Origin of the sequence: Capnocytophaga sp. oral taxon 336 str. F0502, from assembly GCF_000411575.1 — a bacterium.
Taxonomy (GTDB): Bacteria; Bacteroidota; Bacteroidia; order Flavobacteriales; family Flavobacteriaceae; genus Capnocytophaga; species Capnocytophaga ochracea.
Genome location: NZ_KE150490.1, coordinates 467262 through 485073, shown reverse-complemented (window position 1 = coordinate 485073; position 17812 = coordinate 467262). Strand labels below are relative to the sequence as shown.

Genomic DNA, 17812 nt, shown 5'->3' with positions numbered 1-17812 from the left:
TCATAATAATTAAAGTCAATGAAGAAAATGTTATTAACGGGGCTTTTTGCTATAGCTATGCTGGCAAGCCCAAAACTAAGCGCACAATGGGTAGTAACTGACCCGACTAATTTTGCCCAGAGCATTATCAACACTACCCAGCAGATAGTGCAAACCTCCTCAACAGCTAAGAATATGCTCAACAACTTCCGAGAGGTGGAGAAGCTCTACAACCAAGGCAAGGAGTATTACGATGCTCTGAAAAAGGTAAGTAACTTGGTAAAAGATGCCCGCAAGGTACAGGAAACGGTGCTACTGGTGGGCGACATCTCCAAGATGTATGTAACCAACTTCAAGAAGATGAGCCAAGACCCTAACTTCTCCTCTCAAGAGTTGTCGGCTATTGCCAATGGCTACTCCAAGCTCTTGGGCGAAAGTTCTAAGCTGCTCAAAGACCTGCAACAAATCGTCAATAGCTCCTCACTCTCTATGAACGACAAAGAGCGTATGGACATTATCGACAAGGTGCATAAGGAAGTGAAAGAGTACTATAACTTAGTACGCTACTACACCCAGAAGAACATCTCGGTAAGCTACCTACGTGCTAAGAAGCAAAACGATGCGCAAAAGGTACTCTCACTCTATGGAACAGAACTCAAATACTGGTAAAAACTGATAAATGGAAAATCTACACCAAATACTCCGTACTTTATACGATGAGATGATGCCCCTAACAGCTCAGATGTCTGCCATAGCCAAAGGCTTGGCAGGCTTAGGGGCACTGTTCTATGTGGCAATGCGTATATGGCAAGCCTTAGCCCGTGCCGAACCTGTGGATGTGTATCCCTTGCTCCGTCCCTTTGCCATAGGGCTGTGTGTGATATTTTTCCCTACTCTGGTGTTAGGAACAATGAATACAGTGTTAAGCCCTGTGGTAACGGGTACCCATAGCATCTTAGAAGGACAAACACTCGATTTGCACAAACTACAAGAGCAAAAAGACCGATTAGAGCGAGAAGCACAATTGCGTAACCCCGAAACTGCCTACCTTGTCTCAGATGAAGAGTTTGACAAAAAGATTGATGAATTAGGTTGGATGCCCGAAGATATGGCTGTAATGGCAGGAATGTACATTGAAAGAGGGATGTATGACCTCAAGCAAAGCATCCGATCGTGGTTTCGTGAGCTACTCGAAATGCTCTTTCAAGCAGCCGCTTTAGTGATTGACACCATACGCACTTTCTTTCTTGTGGTGATGTCTATCTTAGGACCTATAGCCTTTGCTATTTCGGTATGGGATGGATTTCAATCTACCTTACTACAATGGGTTACTCGTTATGTAAGTGTCTATCTATGGCTTCCTGTATCCGATTTGTTCAGTGCTATTTTAGCACGTATCCAATCCCTTATCTTACAACGAGACATCGAACAACTCTCTGACCCAAGTTTCATTCCTGATACTACCAACACAGCCTACATTATCTTTATGGTCATTGGTATCATAGGCTATTTTACCATTCCTACTGTGGCAGGTTGGATTATACAAGCAGGAGGTATGGGTAATTATGGTAGAAATGTAAACCAAGCTACCTCTAATGCTGGTAATATAGCAGGTGCAGGAGCTGGCTCTCTTTCAGGTAATATTACAGGTAGGTTAATGAAGTAAAAACAAGTCTAATTGAATACTAAAATTAATGGAATTTAAAATCTTTAGAAACATCGAAAACGGATTCAAACAAATCCGTATGTATGCCATAGCCTTTGCTGTGCTCTGCTCAGGCGTGAGTATCTTCGCTGTAGGCTATGCCTATTACTTTGCCGAGAAACAGCGCGAGAAAATCTATGTGTTAGACAACGGTAAATCACTAATGCTGGCACTCTCTCAAGATGAGAAAATCAATCGCCCTGTCGAGGCTAAAGAACACGTGCGCAGGTTTCACGAACTCTTCTTCAACTTAGCCCCAGATAAAAAAGCAATTGAAGACAATACCAAACGTGCCTTTTTTATGGCTGATAAATCTGCCTTTAACTACTATAAAGATTTGGCTGAAAAAGGCTATTACAACCGCATCATCTCTGGCAATATCCTCCAACGGGTAGTCATCGACAGCGTGCGCTGTAACTTTAATAACTATCCTTATCAGGTGGAAACCTTTGCCAAGCAGTTCATCACCCGCGCCAGCAACATCACCGAAAGGAGTCTTATTACCTCCTGCAGGTTGATTAACTCCGTGCGTTCTGATAACAACCCTCAGGGATTTATCATCGAACAGTTCAATGTAATAGAAAACAAAGACCTTAGAACCGTAGAGAGATGATAGCCAAAATCCAAAGAGAGATACATTCTCTAAAAAAGCAAACTCAAAGCTATTGCCAGGGACTTTCACCCTCACAAAGAAAACGCTTGGTACTCTTAGCCTTTGCAGTCTACTCGCTACTTACTCTTTTTATACTATGGCACGCTTACCAAGAGTACCACCAAGGCGAAGCCCCTGCCATACAGCATATTGACAACAAGACTATTGTACCTACTGAGGGGAATACCCCAAAAAAGGATTCGTTAATTTTTAAACAACTTAATAATGGAAAAGAACACACCCCTTCCAGAGCAAAACGGTAATACCCCTGCCTCAGATAAGGCTAACGCTTCTTCTACACCAAGTTTCTTGGTCAGTGAAGAAGAGGAAAAAGCCCTCCAAGAGCGCAATGAGGAAAAAGCCCTTGCTAAAAAACAACAACTCAAGAAAATTGTCATTTATGCCCTAATGGGGATAATCTTCCTCGCTTGTATGTATCTGCTTTTTGGTGGCGGAAGTGAGCAAGAGCAAACACAAGTAGGTATCAATGAGGCAATACCACAAGCTACCGAAACCCTCTTGCCTTCTGATAAGGAAAAAGCCTACGAAGAAGCCCTCTTGGAAGAAAAAGAAGCTGATAAAAAAGCCTCTCTCAATGCGCTGTCAGACTATTGGCAGGAAGACGAAGGCGAGGAATATCCCGAAGCTATCGAGGAGGAAGAAGAACCCACTCCGCGTTATCGCAAGGCTACCCCTAATGCCTTTGAGCGTTCAGCTCAGTCTTATCGCGATATTCACCAGACTTTAGGCAGTTTCTACCAAGACAATAGTGCTTACGAGGAGCAACAACGACTCAAAGAAGAGATAGCCTCTCTTAAGTCTCAACTCTCCAACAAGCAAGATCCAACCTCTATAGATGCCCAAATGGCATTGATGGAAAAGTCTTATGAAATGGCTTCAAGATATTTGCCTAAAGGACAGCAAAACCCTTCAATGATGGGGGGCGCAGGCTCGCAAGAAGGCGAGGGAAACAATAGTAGCGAAGCTGACAATGCAGAACAGAGTAAAAACATCGCTCCTGTCTATACTCCAGAGGAAAAGGTCGTCAGTCGTTTGCCCCGCAAGCAGTCCGAGAAGGAGGCTCTGCAAGAATGGGTGAAGGAGCAACAGACCGCTTTTTTCAATGGCGAGAGCTTTAAGCCACAAGGTAGTATCCTAAAGAATAGCATTCGTGCTTGTACGCATATCGAACAGCTATTAGGAGAAAACTCAAGGGTACAGCTAAGACTTTTAGAGCCTATACGAGTAGCAGGCATACTCATTCCCAAAGGAGAACTGCTTACAGCCTCTGCTAAAGTGAGTGGTGATAGATTGTTACTCACCGTAAAATCCTTAGAGTACAAGGGCAAGGTAATTCCTGTCTCTATAGCTGCCTACGACATCGATGGGCAACAAGGGTTATACCTGCCTGCTTCTTCCGATGCCAATGCCTTTAGAGAAATAGCAGCAGGAATGAGCAAAAGTTCAGGGAGTAGCTTTACCTTTAGCTCTTCCGCCAAAGACCAAATTGTCTCTGAGCTGAGCAAGGGGGTCGTGCAAGGAGGTACGTCCTATCTTTCTAAAAAGATTGCACAGCCTTCCATAAGGGTTAAAGCAGGTTATCAGCTCCTGCTTATCTCTAAGAAATAGCCTTTTAGACAAACCCATAAACACACAACAAAGCACAAAACAACACAATTATTTATTTTTCAACCTATTAAACACACTTAATATCATTTTATTTATGCGTAAATTACACTTATTATTATCGGTAACAATGCTTACTGTTACCGTGCAAGCCCAGAATGAGGCAAAGGAAAACACAGCCCTCAGTACTGAGAAAAAGGAACTTTTAGCACAATTAGGAAAAGTAGTACCTTATCCTTTGCAGGTGGCTTATGACCAAACAACCCATCTTATCTTTCCCGCTTCTATCCGCTATGTGGATTTAGGCAGTGAAAACTTAGTAGCTGACAAGGTGAAAGATGCCGAGAATGTACTAAGGGTAAAGGCAGCTAAAACAGACTTTACCGATAGCACCAACCTATCAGTCATCACTCAAGACGGAGGCTTTTATAGCTTTGAGGTGAGTTATCACACCACGCCACAGCCTCTTACCATTGATTTTGGTAGAGGAATGCCCCAAGGCAACAATGTGAAGTCGGATATTCTCTTCTCCGATACAGGCTGGGAATCACCTGCGGTAGCACAGATTATTATGTCGTCTATCTACCATCAGAAGAAGAATTACATCAAGCATATAGGTTCGGAGAATGCAGGTATACAATGGCTACTAAAAGGCATCTATGTACACAATAGCAAGCTCTATGTAGATGTGCAATTGTCCAATCGCTCTAACCTGCCTTTTGAAGTAGATTTTATCACTTTTAAAATCATTGATAAGAAGACCACCAAAAAGAGCATTATACAGGAAGTGCCTGTTGAGCCCTTGCGCGTATACCAACCTATATCGCTACTAAAGGCGCATAAAGAAGCCCGCTCGGTGTATATGTTAGACCAACTCACCCTCTCTGATGACAAGGTTTTGCGGGTAGAAATCTTTGAAAAAAACGGCTCTCGTTACCAATCGTTCCTTATCACTAACGAGGAGATTATAGCCGCTCGCCCTATTGAACAGTTTAACCTTAAATTCTAAAGGCAATGCTAAGAATTATCACTTGTATTTGTCTGTGCTTTTTAGGAGGCTCCATTGCCCAGGCACAGCGATTGTTACCCAAGCAAAAAGGGATCTCGCTCTCTTGGGTTGTGCCTCCAGAGGCTTTTACTTCCTCTTTTTCTGATGATTTTGGGGTGCAGTTGGGCTATAGTATCAATGCTAAAAGGGGTAACTACAAGCATTTTGCCCTTGAATATCAAAGACGATTGTACCCTTACAAGAGTCTGAATATACCTGTTGAGAGGTATATAGGTGCGGGAGGTTATAGCTTTGCCTTGATCAGCGACAGCAGTAAAACGGTAGCTTTGAACTTGGGAGCAGAAGCTCTTTTGGGCTATGAGATAGTCAATCATAGCAAAAGTCTCCTTCCTGATGGAGCTTTGCTAAAGAATGAAAATAATTTTCTCTATGGCGCACAGGTAGGTTTGCAGATAGAGACTTACCTAAGTGATCATTTTTTAGTGCTTTGCTCTGGCAAGGTAGCAGCTCTGTGGGGAAGTTCCTTTGAGCTACTGCGTCCCTGTGCTACTGTAGGACTGCGTTATATGTTTTAACCTTTAAAAAGACAATACGATGAAGAAAATATATCAGAAAATTGTAATAGGACTCATTGCAATGCTATGTGTGAGCCTATTCACCTCTTGTAAAAAAGAGTTGGACGTACAACAAAATTTCCCTTTTGAGGTAAAGGTATTGCCCGTGCCTAAAAGCATAGGTAAAACCGATACAGTAGAAATACGCTGTGAGTTGCGCTCTCCCTACCAATACGATGAGAACCGCTATTTTATTCGTTACTTTCAGTATGAGGGAAAAGGAAGTTTGCGTACCTCTCCACAAGGAGAAGTCTTACTTGTTAATGATGTCTATCCTCTTGCCTCCAAAGGAGCGTTTAGGCTTTACTACACTTCTGCCTCAGAAGCTAACCAGTCTTTCTCCGTTTGGATAAGCGACTCCTTCGGCAATGAACAAAAACTTGATTTTGAGTTTAATGTGAAGAAAGAGTAAAGATATAAAGCCAAAATCCTCCTTTCTCTTCCAAAACAAGCCTACTTCTAAAAGTGGGCTTGTTCTGTTTTACCTTTGCGCAAAATAATGCAAATGGAAGTAGTAGTTATAGAAAAATCTGTTTTTGAACAGATACAAAAAGATGTACAGCAACTCAACAATTCTCTGCAAGTGGTAATGGATACTTATAAAGGTATTTGGCAAAAAGAAAAGTGGTTGGACTCTCAGGAGGTTTGTCTGCTTTTGGGCATTAGCAAGCGTGCTCTGCAGTATTACAAAGACCAAAAGCTCTTGCCTTTCTCGTGCATCCACCGCAAGAACTATTTTAAGCGTAGTGATGTAGAACAGCTTTTAACCTCTAACCTTCAAAACCGATGAACTTACTCACAGAAACACACCAGGAACTAAGCACTTACCTAAGTCAGCTTGAAAACCTTAAACAGCAAATGGACTTTATCCTTAAAAACTTCCGCCCTGTATTTGACGGCGAGGTATTTCTATCAGGAAAGGAGGTCTGTGAGCTGCTACATATCACCAAAAGAACCCTACAGCAATACCGTGATGATGGGCTATTTCCTTATATCCAAATTGGTGGTAAAATTCTCTTTAAACAAAGTGATATTCTAAAGATTTTGGAGGCTAACTATAAGAAATAGCTCCTCTTTTTATCTTTAATGGCTTTCTTATAAGGCTTCTCTTTATCCTAAACTAACAAAAAATCTATCTGTAAGGTCTTTCTTTTGCTTCTTTTCTTTCTCAAAGAAAAGAAGGCTGGTAGCACCAGCAGGCAGTTTAAGCCACGACAGGCAGTTAGTAGCACTGACAAGCATTTTTTATAACTGCTTGTCAGTGTTGTTGTTTATACAGCTAAGGGTTGTGTACGAAAGTCTTTGAGGTTGAGGAAAAAGCCTCTGTAAGGAGTGAGCCCTTCTCTAAATAAGTTCCAAAGTAGGGTGCTTCCCATCTGTGAAAGAGTGGCGTTAATGAACAAATCTTGCTTGGTTAAGGCTTCAGCAAGGGAGCAACTTGGGGTATTGTCATTATGCTCGGATTGCGTTAATAGTTCTCCAAAGGCTTGGGTAACAGTAGGTAGGGTGTCTATAGGGATAAAGGTATCACTATGAGGTTGCTCAATAGCTTGTAAAGTACCTAAAATCACTTGCCCTGAATGGGTGCTGTTGCCAAAATCTAACCAATACTTAGGGTTGTTGTGGTAGTGATGGGCTCGCTCTAAATGAGTGAGTACTTCCCCAATGTCAAAGCGTGCCTTTGCGCTATCTACACACGAAAGGTAAATACTTCCTCTCATTGTTTCTTCTTCAGAGGGAAAGGTCTCAGTGCTGAATAGCTGTGTTTGCGCTCTCCAATCTGTACCAAAAAAGCGATTAATACGGCTTATTAGAGCAGTGGATTTGTATATTCCTAACTCACAAGCTGAAAAGAGTTGTCTGCCGAGATTGGCAGGACTTACAAGGTCGTTATCCCAAAGGGTTACCGATAACCCTGCGTGTCCTAAAGCAACCAAAGCGTGGTTGATACGTGCTAAAGCAGTGGCTACTTGTGAGCCTGTGCCTCCTGCTCCTATCAGATGTACTTTAATAGGATTGGTAGCGTTGAGCAAAGCTGTATCAGTAAAATGTACCCGCTCTTTGTGTGTTTGGGCAGAGGTATTGAAAGGGTTGAGGGTGTTTGAGGTGTTTAGGGTCTGTTTCATTGTTATAGGATTTGTTGTAAGGTGAGGTGATTGGGATTGAGCAGTTCGCAAGGAAAAGACTTATTACTTTGAGTGAGTTCCTGCCAAAGGGTTATTAAGGGTATTTTGGTTATAGGATATGAGCCTAATTGATGAGAAAAATAGCTATTGAAAAAATAATCTTCCCATTGGGTGATAAAGTCTTCTAAGCAAGAGGCTTTACGCTCATCTACCTGCACTGACCCCATACACACATTGCCATTTTCATAGACGTTAAAAAAAGGCGCATAGCACAGAGGTGTATTAAGGTGTGGCTTTTGGTTTTTCGGCAGAGCATATATCCAAAGGTTCTTGGGGGTAGCTTTCCACAACAGAGGAGGTAGATTTACTTCTTTGCTTTCTATAGCAAGGGAGGATGCAAAAAACAACTGCTTTTTTTGTTCTTTAGAGTACCAAACAGCCTGCCCCTCACCTTTATGGGATAGATGGAGCACCCTGCGGGGGATAATACCTTTAGGGATTAGAAAGGCTTGTGCTTGCTCTTTTTGGCAGGTGAGCGTTTTGGTAAGTGCTTGCGCTTGGTCGAGAGTGAGGGGTTGTGCGCCTGTAGGGTTACCATTGCTATCAAGGTGTAAGTACTCTACATAACTTTGTGGGTTGTAGTGGTTACTGTCTTCGTAAAAAACAAGTGCCGATGTAGGGCGATATACTTCCCCTACTTCTGGGGTGAGGTCTGTGTATTTCATTTTAAATGCGGTTTAAAAGGGTTATAAATTCGGTTAAGAGAGAAAAGAAACGTTGTTCAAAATCAAAGTTAGTAAGGGGTGTTGTTCTGTTGAAATGTTTGTAAATGGTAGGGAGTTCTATCTCACTACATTGGGAGTATTCTCCATTGAGCCAATCTAAAAGATAGGTATGGAATAGGTCGCTTTGGTCTTCATAGACAAAAGATAGGTATTTCTCTACCTCAAAAAGTTCCTCTTCACCTTGCTCATAGCCCTCTGCTCTGTACAAATGGGTATAGATAGAGTGGTTAGGAAAATCCTGCCACAAGGTATAAAAGGCTTGAGAGAGGGCAAGGCATTCGGCTTCTAAATCATTCTTAGGAATAAAGCGGGCTATACGTCTTTGAAAAAAGTCCAAATGGCAAGGGTTGCGTATCTTTTTGGAAAGAATAGTACCTATTTGTTGTGCCTGCTTTAAAAGGTGCAGGAGGTGGTCTTTTTCCGCTATTTCTTCATAGTCTTGGCTAATACAATCTTGCAACATTTCATAGGCATAAGCCACAAAACAATCTTCTTGTACATAGTTTGCTATAAAAGCACGTTGGTTTAGGTAGGCATATACCGATAAAAATAGTTCATAAAGTGGTTTGTTTTTATGTACTTTCAGAAGTCTATAAAGCGGTTGCAGAGGAACAAAAAACACTTCGTTAGGCAAATAAAAGCGTTCTTCACAAGAGAAAAAGGCATTGCCATTGTGGGCTTTCAATACTTTTAGTTCACAGAAAGTGCCTTTGGTATCTCTCTTTTTGATTTGCTCTTGGCTGTAAGAAAGGGCTAAGGCAATCCCGCAAGAAAGGTCGTACTGCTCTATGGGAAAAGGAGTAAAGCCGTAATGGTCTGCCATTTGAGCGAGGGAACACTTGAGAGTGGTTTTTAGCTGTGCCTGCTCTTCTCCACTAAAAACGATGTGCTTGCTTGAGTGATACACTTTAGGAGGAAAGGTCGTTTTTAGAAAACCATTGGCAAAAGAGTTTTCGGGGCTACTTGTTGCTGTTCTTGACGTATCTGTGAGCGGTCTTTGGAGCGTTGGACTGCTTTGGAAAACTCTCTTAACCTGCGGTAGAGTTCTCTCTGTGCTTCGCTTTGTATGGGTGCGAGGGTTTGTTGGGGTTGCTGTTGCATACATTTTTAGGTTGTTTTTTAGTTTTTGATAACTTTTTTAGTTTTAGCTACAAGCCTTGTTTTAAGCTGTTTTACAAGGCTCATAGCTTTAGAATTAATAGAGATTTAGCCTTTTGTACCCATTGTGATTTGTAAGGGATAGACAACGCTGTCTCCCTCTACATAAGGTGTGCCTGCTTTGGCATTGGTGAGCAGGGGGTAATGGGTGCTGTAAAAATTCTTGACTTGCTCTACTGACCACGATGGATTAGGGTCAGCAAGGTGAATAGTTTGTCGGTTTTCTTCAAAGACAAACATTCTTTTCAGTTGGGTAGCTATGAGCATAACAATACTTTTTTAGGGGTTGATACTTATTCTTCAAACAAGGTAGGAGCAAAGTGTGTGGATAGTTCTGACCTTTTTTTGCGGATTTTATCGGCATAGTTAGGGAACTCATCGGGAGGAGGTAGTTTTGACCACGCTTCTCGGTACTTGCCTTGCGCTTCTAAATCAGCTACTTTTTTCATAGCCTCATCGTATTTCTTTTGTTGTTTCTCGGCTTTTTCTTTCTCCATAGCTGATTGCCTTTGGGCTTGCTTTTGCGCCTCGATGTACTGCTCCATATTCACAAGCAGAGACGAGGTTTCTTCTAAGGGTTGGGTGATGCTTTGAAAAAAGCCTGCATCTAATTCTTCGGCTGTACCTCTAAGTACTAAGGGAGGCAAAAGGTGCTTGGCAGGGTCTGAGCATTGTTCATTCTCAAGCAATACCGATACAACAAGCTGGCTATTTGCTTCTTGAGTTATGACTAAGTGTAGTTTGCCTTGTATGGCTAACTGAGCAATTTGATTGAAAAAATGGGGTTCCATTGGATACTTCTTTTTTAAATTGATACTTCTGTTATATTGATTTTTTGCATTAGATAGTCGCTGTAATATCCGTCTTTGGTAAATAGATATTCATTTGTAATAAGGCTATTAGCAATAGCTTCGTCACCGATAAGTGTTTCATAACTATTTCGCAAACTACAAAATAGGTGGTGATTGATATTTTCTAAACTCTCTTGTAACCATTCCTTTAGAGTTTTTAAGGCTTCTTCTATACGTTTGTAGGTTTTATCGCCTAAAAAGAATTGGATTTCCAAATCTATATAATAACCTTGTTTAGGAATGTTAGTAAGTGCATAGTAGTCAATAGCACCAACTTCTATTAATTTGACAATTCTTTTAGGGATAGGGCAATTGTCAAACTCTAAGAGCAAGTTAGGGGCAATTTCTCTCCAACGCTTTTTAGAAATTCCATCTATCATTTTAGGAATATCTATGTAAGAGAAAAAACAGCTTCCATCACTTTGAGAATAAAAGCCATTAAAAAAGATTTGTTTAGGGTGTACATCAATACCGATATAGGTGCATAATGCTACAAAATCAATAAAATCACCCTCCCACCAATCTACATTATCTACATTGATGTATCTAAAGTGTTCTACGGCTTTTCTTTGAGAGGTTATAGATAACTCACTATAGGGGAATACATTTATGTTAAGTGTCTTCATTACTTCGTTTTTAAATTAATACTTCTGTTTTTATATCCTTATCTTTTAAGGGGCTTTTTTGATAGTGTTTTCTGTGTGATAACTCACAGTGTAGCCGTTTGCCTTTACGATAGCTTCTAAGGCTTGTCGGGCTTTGAGGGTTGCCTCTCGGTCTTGGTCGCTAAGGTTCATAAAGTGCAGTGGCTCAAAAGTTCGGATGATTATCCCTATATAGGACAGGGCTTGAGGATCAGTTGTTAGGGTTTGTTTGAGTGGTTTCATTGGGATACTCTTTTTTAGGTTAAACTACTTCTTGGGGTTCTATCTCAAACTCAATGCTTCTTTTGCTACATTGGGTTTGGTCGTACCATTGCAAGTTGGTTAGGTCGTCTTGGGTAAAGGGTAGCTTGTACCGCTTGCAATAGGCTTTTATCACTTCGATTGCTTTGTATTTGCTTGTGCATACTTGCATAAGGACACGGCTACTCAAGTAGTGCAAGCTATCGGTCTTATAGACTAAGTAAACGCTTTCCATAGGCTGTTAGGTTTTATTAAGGGTTGAGTTTTGGGCTTCTTTGAGTTGCTTTAGTTTAATATATAAGTCCTGCCAATAGGCTTTTAGTCTCTTGTCTAACGCCTTGTGGGTATTGTCAGTATGCTTATACCTTCTAAAGCTATCGGCTTGCGCTAAGGCTTTATCGAGGTCGGTTACCTCTATAGGTACGCCATTGAGGTCTGTTATTATCATTTTTCAAAGGTTTTAAAAAGTTCATCAAAACGGATGTCATCTGTCCAATACTCATCGGAGGAGTATTTTCCATAGGCTTTTATATAGAAATCATCGTATCGGGTAAATATGCTTCGGTAGATTTCTAAACGACTTTCAGGCGTATTGAAAGAGGCTAATTCCTCCTCAGTGAGTTCCACAAAAGCCCAAGTGCGTTCTTCCAAGAGGGACAAGTCGGGTTGTTCCTCATCGCTGAGGGTATAAAAGTCGGTTCTTGCCTCATAGAAACTAAGGTTCACAAAATCGGGGTCGCTCTTTAGGGTAGATACTTGTTGGGCTACTTTTTTCACTTTCTCAAGCCATTGCTCGGTAAGGGCGATAAGAGCAAAGTCGCAACTATCCCATTCGCTATTGGTATAGGCACGCACCAATAGGTATGTTGTAGGTGTTTTGCTGATATTCATTTTCTGTTCAATTTTAAAGGGTTATACATTTAGAAAGGCAAATCGTCCTCGTCTTCCTCTGCGACTTGCCCTGCTGTGACTTGGGGCTTTGGCAAAGGTGTTATGGCATTTGCGTTATTTGTCTCACTTGCAGAGGTATTAGGTGTTACTTCTGCTTTCTTACTAAAGTGGAATTTGATTTTGGAGGTGTGAAAGTTCAAGCCTGCTTGAGGTTCTCCCTCACGATTGAGCCACGCTCGTGCCGATACTCGTCCTTCCAATTCAACCAATGTACCTTTGGTAAGGTATGGAGCAACTCCCGTACTGAGCCAATAAGCACAGTCAAAAAAGGAGGTTTGCTGTACGTTTTCACCTGCTTTGTTTCGGTAGTTGTCGTTCACTGCTACAGAGAAATTAACGACTTGTTTGCCATTTGATAGGGTTTGCACTTGTGCATTTTCGGTAAGTCTTCCTACAATATTCATAAGCGTTCTATTTGTTATTAGGTTACTAAATTTCTACTATTTGGTCTATGCGCCCATAAAGATAGGCACGGAGGCTGGTGCGGTCGATAGCATAGTATTCATACCAAGTATTATACTGCTTTACAATGAACTTTCTCAGTACATCGGAAAAGTCAAATCGGTAGCCCAATAAGGGGATAGCATTTCTGAAAAAGCAGTTACTATTGACCGCTTGGGTAATCCAATTTTTCTCTGTTCGGGTGAGTTTCTCACCGCTATTGAGCTTTACACGGAGCTGATAGACTTGGCAGTCTTTCAGATGTTCTAAGGGACTTATTTCGTGAGAAACGAATTTAGTTGCGATACAGGATTCTTTTTTCATCTTGTTGCATTTTAGGAGTTTTATACGGCTTTACGGCTTGTTTGGACACGATACGCACGATTTTCGGCTTTTGGGTTGTCCTTTTGAAATTTTTTATTCGACAATGGGAGGAAAAGCGGTATTCGTTTCAAAAAACAATCTGTAAGAAGCGACATTTTTCTCATATTTGACATTTTTTTTATTCGCTTAAAGGTCGGAATGAGCTGGTTTCGTTTCGAGTGCCATAAAAGGTCTGTGTTTAGCTTCAGCAAGGTTTTTCAAAAAAATACTACCCGCAGGACAACGAACAAGGGCTGGAGATTTTTTTGAAAACCCATCGGGCTTGACCTTGCAAGAAGCGTTAAGAACACAGAAATACCTTTGCACTCGAACAACGAACCGCCATTACGTGCCTTAAGTGTTTAAAACAGGGAAAATAGGTAAGCCTTAATGACGTATTTCTATTTGTGACAAACGAATACCCTTTTCCTTATTTGTTGAAGTCTTTTTCTCTTCTAATAGCTTTCTGTAAGGCAACAAAAAAAATCCATTGACACATCTCTTTTTGAAATGTTATCAATGGATTTCTAATTTTTAAAAGACACTGAGAAGCTATCCTATCTTTAAATTCTTTAATCGTTCGGCAGCAATTTCCATATCCTTGCTGATTTTTTCATTGGTGATTTTAGCATAAATCTGGGTGGTTTTGATATTCTTATGTCCCATCATCTTGCTAACACTTTCCAAGGGGACCCCTTCTGTTAAGAACAGAGTACCAAAGGTATGGCGTGCCCAGTGAAAGGAGATAGGTTTTTCACGAATGATGTTGCAATCTTTCATCATCTTTTTAATCAGGAGGTTGCAATTAGCATTGGAGGGTGTAGGAAATAGTGCCTCTGTACGAGTTGTACCCTCATATTTTTCAATAATTTTCTCGGCTATATCTAACAGACGTACATTACAGGGCACATCGGATTTCTGACGGCGTTTGATAAGCCATTTGTTGCCGTCAAAGAACGATTGTAAGTGACTTTTCTTGAGCTGCTTGATGTCAATGTAAGAGAAGCCTGTAAAGCAACTAAAAACAAATAGGTCTCGTACTAATTCAACAGAAGCACTCTTAGGGTGATATTGTAAAAGAGTTTCTACTTCCTCTCTAAGCAAATAGCCTCTGTCTTTCTCCTCCATAGAGCTTATGTAATTCTTAAAGGGATTGCGGTAGATAATACCTTTGTCTATGGCTATTTCTACCATTTTACAAAGGGGCATCATATAAACCCATATTGTGTTGTGAGTAAGACTTTTATTAACTCTAAGATAGAAGTCAAAATCGTTGATAAAGTCTTCTGTAAGCTCTTTGAAAGAAATATCACTTCTGCGGTATTTGTACTGTATAAACTCACTCAAATGAGTGTATACATTTTCGTATTTGTTGAGCGTACTATAACTTCTAACACCTTTTTCTACCATCAGGGCAAAGTCCTCTTTAAACTTCTCATAGACTTTTAGCAAGGAATCTTCCATTACTCCTATACCAAAGAAAGTAGCTTTTAGCTTCTGAGCAGTAACCACTCCCTCGTACTTCATCAACTCCTCATAATGAGTAACCATACGTGAACGAATCTCTTCTAGCTTGCGATTGAGCTGGGTAGCTTCCTCTGTTTTACCTGTTACTCTGCCATATTTCAAATCCCATTTCTGTGGAAGGATTTCAAGTTTGGTACTAAACTGAGCTACCTGATTGTCAATGGTAATACGCCCCATAATAGCAACTTTACCGTTCTTCTTTGGGGCGTTCTTTTTAAGGTAGAACAATACCTTAAAAGTTGAGCGTTTTACTTTTTTCATACTCTAATTTTTTAATTTGCGAAAGTACTTTTTATCAAGTTACTGTACAATATGAAAAAAGGTGTAAAACACTGAAATATAACCTATTAATAAAAATTATTTTTTCAAGGTATTAGGTAACGATTTAGAAACCTAATTTTGAAAAAGCCTGTCCAAATCATCTAAGACTCTGTCTTCTCTTATCTTCCTGTCAAAAAATTAATCCTCTTTGTATGAGCTAATTATATTATTTTTTGTAGTTTTGCATTTTAAATTCTATTTTTTGTTAAAAATGAAAATATTACTTTTAATTGTAGCTTTCTGTTTTATTCTCATTCAATCTATAAAAGCTCAAACCGATAGCTTATCAGTACTCCACGAGTCGGTACTCACAGCCGATACTTTGCAAGTAGCTACTGAAAAACCTAAACTCAAACAGGTATTACTTCCTGCTTCTCTCATTACCTTAGGAGTTATCTCCAACGCTACTTATATCAATCGTTATGTACAACGACACGCTTATAGATATTCCGGCGGACAGAAGTTGCGCTTCGATGATTATATACAGTATCTACCTATTGCCAGCGTCTTTGCTTATAGCAATTTAGGTATAAAAGCCAAGCACAGTGTAAAGGAACGACTCATAGTAGGAGCTACGGCTTATGCCATTACGGCAGCTTTAGTAAATGGAGTAAAATATAGTGTCAGAATACATCGTCCCGATGAAAGTGCTTACAATTCTTTCCCTTCAGGACATACAGCTACCGCTTTTACAGGTATGGAAATCCTTTGGCAAGAGTACAAAGATGAGAATATATGGGTAGGTATCAGTGGCTATGCTATAGCTACCACCGTAGGTGCAATGCGTTTGTACAATAATCGCCATTGGATAGGCGATGTGCTTGTAGGGGCAGGTATAGGTATCCTTAGTGCCAAAACAGCCTATTGGCTCTTGCCATATACTTCCAAATGGCTTACACGCAAAGAGAAATCTTCAATACAAATGGTTGTTTACCCCGTTTATTCCGAAGAAATGAAAGGAGTAGGGCTCACCTTATTTCGCTAAAAACACCTTCTAATGGCTATTATTACCACTATATTAAACAAAGTTCCACGCCCTTGGCTTATAAAGATGAGCTATTGGGTGCGTCCGTTTTTAGCTTTCTACTTGCGAGGAAAGAAATACCAAGACCCTATTGATGGCAAGACTTTTAGGAAATTCTTACCATATGGCTACGGCAAAGCTCGCCCCAATGTACTCTCGCCCTCTACCCTATCACTTGAACGCCACCGATTGCTTTGGCTCTATCTTACTCGTGAAACCGATTTCTTTACACGTGAGCTAAAAGTGCTACACGTCGCTCCTGAACAAGCCTTCTATAAACGCTTTAAAAAACAACCTAACCTCAATTACCTCACCACCGACCTATATTCTCCTTTGGCAGATGTAAAAGCTGATTTGTGTGCTTTACCATTTGAAGACGAATGTTTTGATGTAATATTTTGTAACCACGTATTGGAGCATATCCAAGATGATACCCAAGCTATGAAAGAGCTTTATCGTGTGATGAAAAAGGGTGGTTGGGGTATTTTTCAAGTACCACAGGACTACCACAGAGCAATTACGTTTGAAGATAACACTATTACTGACCCGAAAGAACGCACCCGTATTTTTGGTCAGTATGACCACGTAAGGGTCTACGGTTTAGACTATTTTGATAAATTGCGCAGTATAGGCTTTGAAGTAGAGGAACTGCAATACGCTTCCGATTTCACAGCTGAAGAAATAGAACGGTATCGTATTGTTGCTGAAGAAATCATTCCTTTATGCAAGAAGAAGTAAAATTTTAATAATTAAATAATGAAATATTTATTTTTAAGTATCGCAATAGGTTTAGTAGCTTGCCAGCCTTCTGTAAAAGATGAAATTCATCTTATAAGTGGAGAAGCACAAGGTAGTACTTATCACATTAAGTACATTAGCAAAACTAAAGAAGACTTAAAACCTGCCATAGACTCTATTTTACAAGTGATAGATAAGTCTATGTCTACCTATAAACCAGATTCTGACATTTCTAAAATCAATGCAGGAGATAAAAATGTAGTGGTAGACGAACATTTCAGGAAGGTTTTTGAAGCCTCTCAGCAAATATGGCAAGAAAGTGAAGGTTTGTTTGACCCTACGGTAGGTGTATTAGTAAATGCTTGGGGGTTCGGTAAACAAAAGATAACTGAGGATAAACTTCCCACAGATGAAAAAATAGCAGAACTGAAGAAATATGTAGGCTTTAATAAAGTACATCTCACAGCTGATAACCATATTGAAAAAGAATCTCCTGAAATACTGTTTGACTTTAATGCCATAGCACAAGGCTATACCTCCGATGTAGTTGCGGCTTTCCTCAGCTCAAAAGGTATTGAGAATTATATAGTGGAGATAGCAGGTGAGATGTATCTGAAAGGAAGGAACATCATAGAGAACAAAGCGTGGACGATAGGCGTAGAAAACCCTATCAAACCTTTGGACGATCGCGAATTGGTAGCTACTATACAATTTACCAATCAAGGATTGGCAACCTCTGGTAACTATCGCAAAGTATGGACAGATAGTAATGGGCGCAAATATGTACATTCTATTAACCCTATTACCGGACACGCTACCCAAAGTGATGTGCTCAGTGCTACAGTAGTTGCTCCTTCTACTATGTTTGCTGATGGATATGCTACTATGTTTATGGTAATGGGATTGGAAAAGAGCAAAGCTTTCTTAGAAAAACACCCCAATATGGCTGTACTTTTAGTGTATAGTAACGAACGAAACGAAGAACTTACCTTTAAGACAAAGGCTTTTGAAGAATTAATAATTCAGTAAAGATTTTT

General features: G+C 40.3%; 28 protein-coding genes. 13 read left to right on the top strand and 15 right to left on the bottom strand.

What is annotated here, in order from left to right; genetic code table 11:
* Nucleotides 1–18 precede the first annotated feature (18 nt).
* From HMPREF1528_RS07900 to HMPREF1528_RS07855, 10 genes are all read left to right on the top strand, one after another.
* Nucleotides 19–648, top strand: coding sequence for a DUF4141 domain-containing protein (locus HMPREF1528_RS07900; protein ID WP_016479326.1), 630 nt, complete (start codon nucleotides 19–21; stop codon nucleotides 646–648).
* Nucleotides 649–658: 10 nt separating this feature from the next.
* Nucleotides 659–1645 (top strand): conjugative transposon protein TraJ, encoded by a 987-nt coding sequence (gene traJ, locus HMPREF1528_RS07895; RefSeq protein WP_009389084.1) that lies wholly within the window; start codon nucleotides 659–661, stop codon nucleotides 1643–1645.
* A gap of 28 nt (nucleotides 1646–1673) precedes the next feature.
* Nucleotides 1674–2297 carry a conjugative transposon protein TraK gene (gene traK / locus HMPREF1528_RS07890; protein ID WP_016479325.1) on the top strand — a complete coding sequence of 208 codons (624 nt, stop codon included), beginning with the start codon at nucleotides 1674–1676 and terminating at the stop codon, nucleotides 2295–2297.
* Complete coding sequence (locus HMPREF1528_RS07885; protein ID WP_016479324.1) at nucleotides 2294–2599, top strand: hypothetical protein; 306 nt, start codon at nucleotides 2294–2296, stop codon at nucleotides 2597–2599. The genes traK and HMPREF1528_RS07885 overlap by 4 nt, the downstream gene beginning before the upstream one ends.
* The gene (traM, locus tag HMPREF1528_RS07880; protein ID WP_016479323.1) at nucleotides 2562–3965 is read left to right on the top strand and encodes a conjugative transposon protein TraM; all 1404 of its coding nucleotides are present in this window, start codon (nucleotides 2562–2564) and stop codon (nucleotides 3963–3965) included. The genes HMPREF1528_RS07885 and traM overlap by 38 nt, the downstream gene beginning before the upstream one ends.
* A gap of 94 nt (nucleotides 3966–4059) precedes the next feature.
* Entirely contained in the window at nucleotides 4060–4971 is a 912-nt protein-coding gene (gene traN / locus HMPREF1528_RS07875; RefSeq protein WP_016479322.1) for a conjugative transposon protein TraN, read from the top strand.
* 5 nt (nucleotides 4972–4976) lie between these two features.
* Nucleotides 4977–5546, top strand: coding sequence for a conjugal transfer protein TraO (locus tag HMPREF1528_RS07870; RefSeq protein ID WP_016479321.1), 570 nt, complete (start codon nucleotides 4977–4979; stop codon nucleotides 5544–5546).
* Between the two features lie 19 nt (nucleotides 5547–5565).
* On the top strand, nucleotides 5566–5997 hold the full coding sequence (locus HMPREF1528_RS07865) for a TraQ conjugal transfer family protein (protein WP_016479320.1): 432 nt from the start codon (nucleotides 5566–5568) through the stop codon (nucleotides 5995–5997).
* A 93-nt stretch (nucleotides 5998–6090) separates the two neighbouring features.
* On the top strand, nucleotides 6091–6375 hold the full coding sequence (locus HMPREF1528_RS07860) for a helix-turn-helix domain-containing protein (protein WP_016479319.1): 285 nt from the start codon (nucleotides 6091–6093) through the stop codon (nucleotides 6373–6375).
* Nucleotides 6372–6653, top strand: a complete 282-nt coding sequence (locus HMPREF1528_RS07855) for a helix-turn-helix domain-containing protein (protein WP_016479318.1) — start codon at nucleotides 6372–6374, stop codon at nucleotides 6651–6653. Before HMPREF1528_RS07860 ends, HMPREF1528_RS07855 begins: the two co-directional genes overlap by 4 nt.
* A 42-nt stretch (nucleotides 6654–6695) precedes the next feature.
* Here HMPREF1528_RS07855 and HMPREF1528_RS13080 read toward each other — a convergent pair whose 3' ends face one another.
* The 15 genes from HMPREF1528_RS13080 to HMPREF1528_RS07790 form a co-directional block, all read right to left on the bottom strand.
* The gene (locus HMPREF1528_RS13080; protein WP_016479317.1) at nucleotides 6696–6827 is read right to left on the bottom strand and encodes a hypothetical protein; all 132 of its coding nucleotides are present in this window, start codon (nucleotides 6825–6827) and stop codon (nucleotides 6696–6698) included.
* 29 nt (nucleotides 6828–6856) lie between these two features.
* Entirely contained in the window at nucleotides 6857–7711 is an 855-nt protein-coding gene (locus HMPREF1528_RS07850; RefSeq protein ID WP_016479316.1) for a PRTRC system ThiF family protein, read from the bottom strand.
* A 2-nt stretch (nucleotides 7712–7713) separates the two neighbouring features.
* A complete protein-coding gene (locus tag HMPREF1528_RS07845) occupies nucleotides 7714–8436 on the bottom strand; it encodes a PRTRC system protein B (protein WP_016479315.1) in 723 nt (240 codons plus the stop codon).
* A gap of 1 nt (nucleotide 8437) precedes the next feature.
* Nucleotides 8438–9403 carry a hypothetical protein gene (locus tag HMPREF1528_RS07840; protein WP_232211467.1) on the bottom strand — a complete coding sequence of 322 codons (966 nt, stop codon included), beginning with the start codon at nucleotides 9401–9403 and terminating at the stop codon, nucleotides 8438–8440.
* 20 nt (nucleotides 9404–9423) lie between these two features.
* Entirely contained in the window at nucleotides 9424–9597 is a 174-nt protein-coding gene (locus tag HMPREF1528_RS12945) for a hypothetical protein (RefSeq protein ID WP_232211466.1), read from the bottom strand.
* 105 nt (nucleotides 9598–9702) lie between these two features.
* Nucleotides 9703–9921, bottom strand: coding sequence for a PRTRC system protein C (locus HMPREF1528_RS07835; RefSeq protein WP_009744763.1), 219 nt, complete (start codon nucleotides 9919–9921; stop codon nucleotides 9703–9705).
* A gap of 26 nt (nucleotides 9922–9947) precedes the next feature.
* The gene (locus tag HMPREF1528_RS07830) at nucleotides 9948–10445 is read right to left on the bottom strand and encodes a PRTRC system protein E (protein ID WP_016479313.1); all 498 of its coding nucleotides are present in this window, start codon (nucleotides 10443–10445) and stop codon (nucleotides 9948–9950) included.
* A gap of 14 nt (nucleotides 10446–10459) precedes the next feature.
* The gene (locus tag HMPREF1528_RS07825; protein WP_016479312.1) at nucleotides 10460–11131 is read right to left on the bottom strand and encodes a hypothetical protein; all 672 of its coding nucleotides are present in this window, start codon (nucleotides 11129–11131) and stop codon (nucleotides 10460–10462) included.
* 45 nt (nucleotides 11132–11176) lie between these two features.
* Nucleotides 11177–11392, bottom strand: a complete 216-nt coding sequence (locus HMPREF1528_RS07820; protein WP_016479311.1) for a hypothetical protein — start codon at nucleotides 11390–11392, stop codon at nucleotides 11177–11179.
* A 19-nt stretch (nucleotides 11393–11411) separates the two neighbouring features.
* Nucleotides 11412–11645 (bottom strand): hypothetical protein, encoded by a 234-nt coding sequence (locus HMPREF1528_RS07815; RefSeq protein WP_016479310.1) that lies wholly within the window; start codon nucleotides 11643–11645, stop codon nucleotides 11412–11414.
* Between the two features lie 6 nt (nucleotides 11646–11651).
* Nucleotides 11652–11858 carry a hypothetical protein gene (locus HMPREF1528_RS07810; RefSeq protein WP_016479309.1) on the bottom strand — a complete coding sequence of 69 codons (207 nt, stop codon included), beginning with the start codon at nucleotides 11856–11858 and terminating at the stop codon, nucleotides 11652–11654.
* Nucleotides 11855–12301 (bottom strand): hypothetical protein, encoded by a 447-nt coding sequence (locus HMPREF1528_RS07805; RefSeq protein ID WP_016479308.1) that lies wholly within the window; start codon nucleotides 12299–12301, stop codon nucleotides 11855–11857. The genes HMPREF1528_RS07810 and HMPREF1528_RS07805 overlap by 4 nt, the downstream gene beginning before the upstream one ends.
* A 29-nt stretch (nucleotides 12302–12330) precedes the next feature.
* Nucleotides 12331–12765, bottom strand: coding sequence for a single-stranded DNA-binding protein (locus tag HMPREF1528_RS07800; RefSeq protein ID WP_009413225.1), 435 nt, complete (start codon nucleotides 12763–12765; stop codon nucleotides 12331–12333).
* A 25-nt stretch (nucleotides 12766–12790) separates the two neighbouring features.
* On the bottom strand, nucleotides 12791–13126 hold the full coding sequence (locus HMPREF1528_RS07795; RefSeq protein ID WP_016479307.1) for a hypothetical protein: 336 nt from the start codon (nucleotides 13124–13126) through the stop codon (nucleotides 12791–12793).
* A gap of 591 nt (nucleotides 13127–13717) precedes the next feature.
* Nucleotides 13718–14953 carry a site-specific integrase gene (locus HMPREF1528_RS07790; RefSeq protein ID WP_016479306.1) on the bottom strand — a complete coding sequence of 412 codons (1236 nt, stop codon included), beginning with the start codon at nucleotides 14951–14953 and terminating at the stop codon, nucleotides 13718–13720.
* Nucleotides 14954–15224: 271 nt separating this feature from the next.
* Here HMPREF1528_RS07790 and HMPREF1528_RS07785 point away from each other — a divergent pair, with 271 nt between their 5' ends.
* Genes HMPREF1528_RS07785 through HMPREF1528_RS07775 form a run of 3 tightly spaced genes read left to right on the top strand, consistent with a single transcriptional unit; the run spans nucleotide 15225 to nucleotide 17804 of the window.
* On the top strand, nucleotides 15225–15998 hold the full coding sequence (locus HMPREF1528_RS07785) for a phosphatase PAP2 family protein (protein ID WP_002672639.1): 774 nt from the start codon (nucleotides 15225–15227) through the stop codon (nucleotides 15996–15998).
* A gap of 12 nt (nucleotides 15999–16010) precedes the next feature.
* Complete coding sequence (locus tag HMPREF1528_RS07780) at nucleotides 16011–16775, top strand: class I SAM-dependent methyltransferase (protein ID WP_016479305.1); 765 nt, start codon at nucleotides 16011–16013, stop codon at nucleotides 16773–16775.
* An 18-nt stretch (nucleotides 16776–16793) separates the two neighbouring features.
* On the top strand, nucleotides 16794–17804 hold the full coding sequence (locus tag HMPREF1528_RS07775; protein WP_016479304.1) for an FAD:protein FMN transferase: 1011 nt from the start codon (nucleotides 16794–16796) through the stop codon (nucleotides 17802–17804).
* Nucleotides 17805–17812: the final 8 nt, after the last annotated feature.

Excerpts from the sequence above, each read along its gene's own strand:
- HMPREF1528_RS07800 (WP_009413225.1), bottom strand. The coding sequence starts at position 12,765 with ATGAATATTGTAGGAAGACTTACCGAAAATGCACAAGTGCAAACCCTA.
- HMPREF1528_RS07790 (WP_016479306.1), bottom strand. The coding sequence starts at position 14,953 with ATGAAAAAAGTAAAACGCTCAACTTTTAAGGTATTGTTCTACCTTAAA.
- HMPREF1528_RS07815 (WP_016479310.1), bottom strand. The coding sequence starts at position 11,645 with ATGGAAAGCGTTTACTTAGTCTATAAGACCGATAGCTTGCACTACTTG.
- HMPREF1528_RS07820 (WP_016479311.1), bottom strand. The coding sequence starts at position 11,392 with ATGAAACCACTCAAACAAACCCTAACAACTGATCCTCAAGCCCTGTCC.
- traM (WP_016479323.1), top strand. The coding sequence starts at position 2,562 with ATGGAAAAGAACACACCCCTTCCAGAGCAAAACGGTAATACCCCTGCC.
- traN (WP_016479322.1), top strand. The coding sequence starts at position 4,060 with ATGCGTAAATTACACTTATTATTATCGGTAACAATGCTTACTGTTACC.
- HMPREF1528_RS07825 (WP_016479312.1), bottom strand. The coding sequence starts at position 11,131 with ATGAAGACACTTAACATAAATGTATTCCCCTATAGTGAGTTATCTATA.
- HMPREF1528_RS07845 (WP_016479315.1), bottom strand. The coding sequence starts at position 8,436 with ATGAAATACACAGACCTCACCCCAGAAGTAGGGGAAGTATATCGCCCT.
- HMPREF1528_RS07830 (WP_016479313.1), bottom strand. The coding sequence starts at position 10,445 with ATGGAACCCCATTTTTTCAATCAAATTGCTCAGTTAGCCATACAAGGC.
- HMPREF1528_RS07865 (WP_016479320.1), top strand. The coding sequence starts at position 5,566 with ATGAAGAAAATATATCAGAAAATTGTAATAGGACTCATTGCAATGCTA.
- HMPREF1528_RS07850 (WP_016479316.1), bottom strand. The coding sequence starts at position 7,711 with ATGAAACAGACCCTAAACACCTCAAACACCCTCAACCCTTTCAATACC.
- HMPREF1528_RS07805 (WP_016479308.1), bottom strand. The coding sequence starts at position 12,301 with ATGAATATCAGCAAAACACCTACAACATACCTATTGGTGCGTGCCTAT.
- HMPREF1528_RS07785 (WP_002672639.1), top strand. The coding sequence starts at position 15,225 with ATGAAAATATTACTTTTAATTGTAGCTTTCTGTTTTATTCTCATTCAA.
- traJ (WP_009389084.1), top strand. The coding sequence starts at position 659 with ATGGAAAATCTACACCAAATACTCCGTACTTTATACGATGAGATGATG.
- HMPREF1528_RS07780 (WP_016479305.1), top strand. The coding sequence starts at position 16,011 with ATGGCTATTATTACCACTATATTAAACAAAGTTCCACGCCCTTGGCTT.
- HMPREF1528_RS07775 (WP_016479304.1), top strand. The coding sequence starts at position 16,794 with ATGAAATATTTATTTTTAAGTATCGCAATAGGTTTAGTAGCTTGCCAG.
- HMPREF1528_RS07870 (WP_016479321.1), top strand. The coding sequence starts at position 4,977 with ATGCTAAGAATTATCACTTGTATTTGTCTGTGCTTTTTAGGAGGCTCC.
- HMPREF1528_RS07810 (WP_016479309.1), bottom strand. The coding sequence starts at position 11,858 with ATGATAATAACAGACCTCAATGGCGTACCTATAGAGGTAACCGACCTC.
- HMPREF1528_RS07795 (WP_016479307.1), bottom strand. The coding sequence starts at position 13,126 with ATGAAAAAAGAATCCTGTATCGCAACTAAATTCGTTTCTCACGAAATA.
- HMPREF1528_RS07835 (WP_009744763.1), bottom strand. The coding sequence starts at position 9,921 with ATGCTCATAGCTACCCAACTGAAAAGAATGTTTGTCTTTGAAGAAAAC.
- HMPREF1528_RS07900 (WP_016479326.1), top strand. The coding sequence starts at position 19 with ATGAAGAAAATGTTATTAACGGGGCTTTTTGCTATAGCTATGCTGGCA.
- HMPREF1528_RS07885 (WP_016479324.1), top strand. The coding sequence starts at position 2,294 with ATGATAGCCAAAATCCAAAGAGAGATACATTCTCTAAAAAAGCAAACT.
- HMPREF1528_RS13080 (WP_016479317.1), bottom strand. The coding sequence starts at position 6,827 with ATGCTTGTCAGTGCTACTAACTGCCTGTCGTGGCTTAAACTGCCTGCT.
- HMPREF1528_RS12945 (WP_232211466.1), bottom strand. The coding sequence starts at position 9,597 with ATGCAACAGCAACCCCAACAAACCCTCGCACCCATACAAAGCGAAGCA.
- HMPREF1528_RS07855 (WP_016479318.1), top strand. The coding sequence starts at position 6,372 with ATGAACTTACTCACAGAAACACACCAGGAACTAAGCACTTACCTAAGT.
- traK (WP_016479325.1), top strand. The coding sequence starts at position 1,674 with ATGGAATTTAAAATCTTTAGAAACATCGAAAACGGATTCAAACAAATC.
- HMPREF1528_RS07860 (WP_016479319.1), top strand. The coding sequence starts at position 6,091 with ATGGAAGTAGTAGTTATAGAAAAATCTGTTTTTGAACAGATACAAAAA.